Source organism: Stenotrophomonas sp. 05L44_2 (assembly GCF_056665995.1).
The window spans coordinates 1-6482 of the sequence record NZ_JBFTNR010000165.1; the positions used below are offsets into that span (position 1 = coordinate 1).

The 6482-nt window shown below is 68.8% G+C and carries 7 protein-coding genes; 4 read left to right on the plus strand and 3 right to left on the minus strand.

The features are described from left to right. The 3 genes from AC1VAN_RS07750 to AC1VAN_RS07760 all read left to right on the plus strand — a co-directional run. Window positions 1-782 (plus strand): alpha-ketoacid dehydrogenase subunit beta (locus tag AC1VAN_RS07750; protein WP_480985571.1); only part of this gene is annotated, 782 nt, incomplete at its 5' end. Between the two features lies 1 nt (window position 783). Beyond that, window positions 784-1137: an SH3 domain-containing protein gene (locus AC1VAN_RS07755; RefSeq protein ID WP_025874583.1), complete on the plus strand. Its 354-nt coding sequence runs from the start codon at window positions 784-786 to the stop codon at window positions 1135-1137. Beyond that, the gene (locus AC1VAN_RS07760) at window positions 1134-2528 is read left to right on the plus strand and encodes a dihydrolipoamide acetyltransferase family protein (RefSeq protein WP_099785666.1); all 1395 of its coding nucleotides are present in this window, start codon (window positions 1134-1136) and stop codon (window positions 2526-2528) included. The genes AC1VAN_RS07755 and AC1VAN_RS07760 overlap by 4 nt, the downstream gene beginning before the upstream one ends. A 184-nt stretch (window positions 2529-2712) precedes the next feature. Here AC1VAN_RS07760 and AC1VAN_RS07765 read toward each other — a convergent pair whose 3' ends face one another. The 3 genes from AC1VAN_RS07765 to AC1VAN_RS07775 all read right to left on the minus strand — a co-directional run bounded on the left by AC1VAN_RS07765 (window position 2713) and on the right by AC1VAN_RS07775 (window position 4704). Next, the gene (locus tag AC1VAN_RS07765) at window positions 2713-3099 is read right to left on the minus strand and encodes a VOC family protein (RefSeq protein WP_088101779.1); all 387 of its coding nucleotides are present in this window, start codon (window positions 3097-3099) and stop codon (window positions 2713-2715) included. A 262-nt stretch (window positions 3100-3361) separates the two neighbouring features. Beyond that, window positions 3362-4069 (minus strand): helix-turn-helix transcriptional regulator, encoded by a 708-nt coding sequence (locus tag AC1VAN_RS07770; RefSeq protein ID WP_025874579.1) that lies wholly within the window; start codon window positions 4067-4069, stop codon window positions 3362-3364. Beyond that, window positions 4069-4704 carry a Rossmann-fold NAD(P)-binding domain-containing protein gene (locus tag AC1VAN_RS07775; protein WP_480985572.1) on the minus strand — a complete coding sequence of 212 codons (636 nt, stop codon included), beginning with the start codon at window positions 4702-4704 and terminating at the stop codon, window positions 4069-4071. The genes AC1VAN_RS07770 and AC1VAN_RS07775 overlap by 1 nt, the downstream gene beginning before the upstream one ends. A gap of 106 nt (window positions 4705-4810) precedes the next feature. Here AC1VAN_RS07775 and AC1VAN_RS07780 point away from each other — a divergent pair, with 106 nt between their 5' ends. Then, window positions 4811-6349 (plus strand): GGDEF domain-containing protein, encoded by a 1539-nt coding sequence (locus tag AC1VAN_RS07780; RefSeq protein WP_480985573.1) that lies wholly within the window; start codon window positions 4811-4813, stop codon window positions 6347-6349. Window positions 6350-6482 lie beyond the last annotated feature (133 nt).

Sequence of the window (6482 nt, forward strand, 5' to 3'; positions counted from 1 at the left end):
CCATCGGCCTGGCCGCACAGGGCATGAAGCCGGTGGCCGAAGCGCAGTTCGATGGCTTCATGTACCCGATGGTCGACCACATCATCTGCCACGCCGCGCGCCTGCGTTACCGCACCCGTGGCCGCCTGCACTGCCCGATGGTGCTGCGCGTGCCGTGGGGTGGCGGCATCCGTGCGCCGGAGCACCACAGCGAGGCCAACGAAGCGATCTTCACCAACGTGCCGGGCCTGCGCGTGGTGCTGCCGTCCTCGCCGCAGCGCGCCTATGGCCTGCTGCTGGCCGCGATCCGCGAGCCGGATCCGGTGATCTACATGGAGCCCAAGCGCATCTACCGCCAGTACAAGGAAGTGGTCGTCAAYGACGGCGAAGCCYTGCCGCTGGACGTGTGCTTCGTGCTGCGCGAYGGCACCGACGTGACCCTGGTGACCTGGGGYGCGCAGGTGAAGGAAGCGCTGGAAGCGGCCGACAAGCTGGCCGGCGAAGGCATCAGTGCCGAAGTCATCGACGTGGCTACGCTGCGTCCGCTGGACTTTGCCACCATCGCCGAGTCGGTGGCCAAGACCGGCCGCTGCGTGATCGTGCAKGAGGCCCCGAAGACCGCGGGCTTCGGCGCGGAAATCGCCGCACGCCTGGCCGAGGAATCGATCTACGACCTGCTGGCTCCGGTCGAGCGCGTCACCGGTTACGACACCCACATTCCGCTGTTCCGCCTGGAGATGAAGTACCTGCCGAGCGTGGAGCGGATCGTGGCGGCGGCCAAGCGCGCGGTGGCGGCAGGCTGACATGCGGGCCCGCCTTCTCGGGGCTTACCGCAGCCAGTATCCCAACCCGCTCCGGTTCCGCACCGGCCAGATCGTCGAAGTAGGTGTACGTGACGAGGAATGGCCGGCGTTTGCCTGGGTGCGCACCAGCGATGGGCGCGCCGGATGGGCACCGGTAGCGTGGTTGCAGCTGTTGGACGATGGTCGCGCCGAAGCCCTGCGCGACTACGACGCCCGCGAGCTGGATGTGGAGAACGGCGAGATGGTCAAGCTTCATCACGAACACGGCGGGTGGTGGTGGTCCGAGCGCGCCAATGGCGCGACGGGCTGGTTGCCTGCCCGCGAACTGGAACTGCTGGAAGAGAACTGCAAATGAGCCAGACCAAGAACTTCAACCTGCCCGACCTGGGCGAAGGCCTGCCGGACGCGACCATCGTCGAGTGGTTCGTCAAGGAAGGCGATGTGATCAAGCTGGACGAGCCGCTGGTCTCGATGGAGACCGCCAAGGCCGTCGTCGAAGTGCCCTCGCCGTTCTCCGGCACGGTGCTGAAGCTGTCCGGCGCTGCCGGCGACATCATCCCGACCGGCGCGGTGCTGGCCAGCTTCGCGCTGGACCCGAACCTGCCGCAGCGTGCCGATGGTCAGGACACCGGCCACAGCCACGGCCATGCCGCTCCGGCTGCCGCCGCAGCTCCGACGCCGCCGCCGCTTCCCACCGCAGCCGCCCCGGTGGCTGCAGAAGAAGCCAAGCCGGCCGCCGCCGAGCGTGATGACGCCGGCACCGTGGTCGGCGCGATGCAGAGCTCCAACGCTGTGCACGCCGAACAGGCGCTGGCCGTGGGCGGCGTCAAGGCCGTGCCGGCGGTGCGTGCCACCGCGCGCAAGCTGGGCGTGGACCTGAGCCGCGTACGTGCCACCGGCGCCGATGGCGCGGTGACCATGGCCGACGTCAAACAGGCCGCCGCCGACGGCAGTGCGAAGATCGGCGCGGCTCCGGCAGCGGTTGCTGCACCGGCTGCCGCCGCACCGGCGCCGGCCCAGGTGGCCGCACCGGTACAGTCCGACGCACGCACCCCGCTGTCTGCTGCCGGCAAGCCGATGCGCACCCAGCCGCCGGGCGTGGTCGCCAAGGGCCAGCCGGAACCGCTGAAGGGCGTGCGCCGCAACATGGCCCGCGTCATGGCCGATGCGCACAGCAAGGTCGTGCCGACCACGCTGAACGACGACGCCGACATCCACGCCTGGCTGCCGGGCAACGACGTCACCGCGCGCCTGGTGCGCTCGATCGTGGTCGCCGCGCAGAAGGTGCCGGCGATGAACGCCTGGTTCGACGGTGAAGCGCTGACCCGCACCCTGCACGCGCAGGTGGACATCGGCATCGCCGTGGATACCGACGACGGCCTGTTCGTGCCGGCCCTGCGCAACGCCGACATGCTCGACGCGCGTGGCATCCGTGAAGGCGTGAACCGTCTGCGCGAGCAGGTGGAAGCGCGTTCGATCGCGGCCTCGGAACTAAGCGGCTACACCATCTCGCTGTCCAACTTCGGCATGTTCGCCGGCCGCTACGCGACCCCGGTCGTGGTGCCGCCGTGCGTGGCCATCGTCGGTGCCGGCCGTGCCCGCCACCAGATGACCCCGGTGATGGGCGGCGTGGAAGCGCACAAGGTCATTCCGCTGTCGGTGACCTTCGACCACCGCGCCGCCACCGGCGGTGAAGCGGCCCGCTTCCTGCGCGCGATGATGGACGATCTGGCGCTGGCCAGCTGACCGGTAGGTGCCAACCTTGGTTGGCACATGAGTTGAAAAACGCCGGGCATTGCCCGGCGTTTTTTTGTGCCTGCTCCACTATGTCGCCCAGCCATGCTCGGCTGCTTTTCAGTAGATCCACGCCATGCGTGGATGAAGGCATGAAACAAGCCGAGCTTGGGCTCTGCTATACGAAATTCCTGGATCAATCGCGCGCGACCATGCCCTCGGCGCGGCTGTAGACACGCAGGCGGTGGCCATCGGGGTCGACACCGACGAAGGTGTGCCCGAATTCCAGCGTTACCGGCGCCTGGGCGATCTGCACACCGAGTGCGCGCCAGGCATCGTGCAACTGCCGCACTTCATCAGGATTGGCCACCACCATCGCCAGCTCGGCTGCACCGCCCTCCGCATCCACTGGCGGCTGCACGTCATCGCGCTGCCACAGGCCGAGCGCGGCGCCATCGCCGAGCAGGAACAGGGCAAAGCCGGGCGACTGTTCGACCGGTGCCGTGCCGAGGATGCCGCTGTAGAAGGTGGCACTGGTGGCAACGTCGCGCACGTACTGCAGCAGGGTGCTTGGCTTGAACATGGGAAAGCTCCGTGGTTGGGAGCGGTCATGGTGGCCCTGCCCTGCTGACAGATCCTGTCAGCAGTGTCGAGCAGGCTCGACTGCCTTTGCTCTGGCTTTGGTAGATGTCGAGCTTGCTCGACTGCTCTCCGCGAAGAGCAAGAGCGTCGAGCAAGCTCGACACCTACCGAGCGCAGAGAGCGAAGAGCAAGAGCGTCGAGCAAGCTCGACATCTACCAAAGCCAGAGCAACGACCAGAAGCAGTCGAGGAAGCTCGACCTCGTCACGAACGGTCCAGCCAATCCGGAGCGATGCCCTGCGCCTTCTGCCAGCGCCGCAACAAGGTCGCGCGTGGCACCAGGTAGTGCTCTTCCAACGCACGCACATGGCGAATGCGATCCAGGCGGAAATGACGGAAGTCTTCGCGGCCCTCGCACCACGCCGCCAGCATCGGCACTTCATCGAAGTACCCCAGTGCGAACGGCCAGACCACGCGCTCGGTACGCCGGCCCTGCGCATCTTCATAGGCAAACTGCAGCCGCTGCTGCGTGCCCACCGCTTCGCGCACGGCCTGCAGCCGCGCCGGGGGTACCTTGGCCGTCGTTCGCGATGGCCCCACCCGCAGGCCGCTGTCACGCAGCGCATCGCGTCGCGCCGCCGGCAGCACGTGCGCAATGCGCGCCAGGGCATCACGCGCGGCCTCGGCCAGGGCCGGCTCGGTGCGTGCCGCCACCCAGCGCAGGCCAAGCACCAGCGCGTCGATCTCGGCCGGTGGCAAGGTCAGCGGCGGCAGCACATCGCCCGGTTCCAGCTGGTAGCCGACACCGGCTTCCCCGCGCAGGTCGGCGCCCTGCTCGCGCAGCGTTTCAATATCGCGGTAAAGCGTACGCAGGCTGATGCCCAGTTCCTCGGCCAGCGCCTGCCCGGCCACCGGCCGGCGATGGCGGCGCAGTACCTGAAGCAGCTGGTTCAGGCGCAGCGCGCGGGACATCAGCCGACCAGATCGCGCGACGGCACCACGTGCTCGCCCGGCTTTGCCGCCAGCGCCGCATCCACCAGCGCGTGGGCAATCTCCGGTGCCGGATTGATCCGCCACGCACGTGGCAACACCGGCCCCAGCACACCCAGCACCTGCAGCGCGAAGTGTTCGCCACGGCGGACCTCCTGCCGCTCACCGCCGATCAGCCCCGGCCGCACCAGCGTCAGCGACGGGAAACCCAGCGCGCGCAGGTCGCGCTCCAGCTCGCCTTTGACCCGGCTGTAGAAGATCGACGAACGCGGGTTGGCGCCTGCGGCCGAGTTCAGCRCGAAGGCCTGGGCACCCTGCGCAAGGGCCAGGCGGGCGAAGGCCAGCGGATAGTCGTGATCGATGCGATGGAACGCCTCGCGGCTGCCGGCCTGGGCGATGGTGCTGCCCAGGGCGCAGACCACCGCGTCCACCCGGGCCCAGTCCGGCGCATCGGGCAGCCGGGCGAAGTCGAGCACCGGGTTGTGCAGTTTCCCGTGCGGCGCAGCCAGCGGGCGACGGCTGGGCGCGACCACGGCGCTGCAGCGGGGGTCGGCCAGCAGCTGCGACAGGGCGTGGCCTCCGACCAGTCCCGTCGCCCCCAGCAACATCACACGCATACCCACCTCCACTGCGGCATCCTGTCGCCCATCCTATCGGTTCAAGCCACCGCCGGTTGCGCCGATATGCTGTGACCAGCCCCCCTGCCATCCCAGGATGCGTTCCATGACGGACCAGCCCGACCCCCGCCCTGCCCCCGGCACCGCCATCGGGCCGCCTGCGCGCGTGCGCGCGGTGGTCGATGACGGGCGCGGCGATCGGGTGGTACTGCAGGGCGGTAGCAGCGTGGCGTTGCAGCAGCTGTTTGCCGGGGCCGATGCCCCCGAGCCGCTGCTGGCCGCCTTCGCCAATGGCATGGCCACCCTGCCGGGCGAGCTGGGCGACATGGGTGATCGCCTGCAATCAGCACAGGCCAGTGCCGATTGGCCGCGCTATGGCCGGGCGATGCGGCAGCTGATCGATAAATACATCCGCACCATCGACCAGCACTCGCCCGATGGCCAGCCCGACAGCCTGCGCCTGTCCGAGCAGCTGCGGTTGCTGCTGGGCGGCGCGGTGGTCGCGCTGCTGCAGCACGATCCCGACCTGCGCGAGCAGGCGCAGGCCCTGGCCATACGCCTGCGCCAATGGCAACCGGGCGCGGCACTGGAACCGATCGAACAGGGCGCGCGCGAGCTGGGCCACCAGATCGGCGTGCGCGCCGAAAGCTGGCAGGAACAGCAGGCGTTGTTGCTTGAGTTGTTCGCCCTGCTGCTGGAGAACGTCAGCGAGTTGCTGGATGACCGCAGTTGGCTGCAGGGCCAGATCGCGGCCGTGCGCCAGTTGCTGGCCGGACCGCTGGAAGCCGAATCGGTCGAGCGCACCCGCGCCGAGCTGCGCGAGGTGATCTACAAGCAGGGCCTGCTGCGGCAGGGAATCGACGATTCGAAAGCGGCCATGCGTAGCTTGATGGGCGAGTTCATCGAGCGCATGGATGGCATGGCTGCCAGCACCGGTGAATACCACGACCGCATCGGCAGCTACGCGCTGCAGTTGCGCGAGGCGCGCAGCATCGCCGACCTCAACCACCTGCTGCAGGAAGTGATGCAGGACACCGGCAAAGTGCAGCAGCAGGCGGCGCAGGCGCGCGATCACCTGGCCAGCGCGCGGCAGGAAGTGGAACGCGCCGAACAGCGCATCAACCAGCTGGAACAGGATCTGCGCGCGGCCGGCGATCTGGCGCGTATCGATCCGTTGACCCAGGCCCTGAACCGGCGTGGCCTGGATGAACTGCTGCAGCGCGAGCTGGCCCGCGCCGCACGCAACCACTCGCCGCTCGGACTGGCGGTGATCGACCTGGATGATTTCCACCAGACCAACGACGAACACGGCCATGCCGGCGGCGACGCGCTGCTGCAGCACCTGGTGGCGGTGTGCCGCCTGCTGCTGCGTGCCACTGATGGCATCGCCCGGCTGGGCGGCGAMGAGTTCGTGCTGGTGCTTCCCGAAACCCCCGGCGCGGACAGCATGGCCACGGTGCAGCGGCTGCAGCGCTCACTGGCGCATCGCGTGCTGACCCTGCAGGAGCGGCGCATCCCCGTGCATTTCAGCGCGGGCCTGGCGCAATGGCAGCCGGGAGACGATGCCGATACGCTGCTGCGGCGCGCCGATGACGCGCTGTACGCAGCAAAGCGCCAAGGCAAGAACCGGGTACACGCGGGCTAGCTCGCGGGTGGGTGCCAACCTTGGTTGGTGCTTGCGGGAATAAAACCGCCTACCAAGGTCGGCCTCTACCGGGCAAGGCGCCGGAAACCGCTGGGTAGGCGCCAACCTTGGTTGGCACGCGCGGGCAACAAAC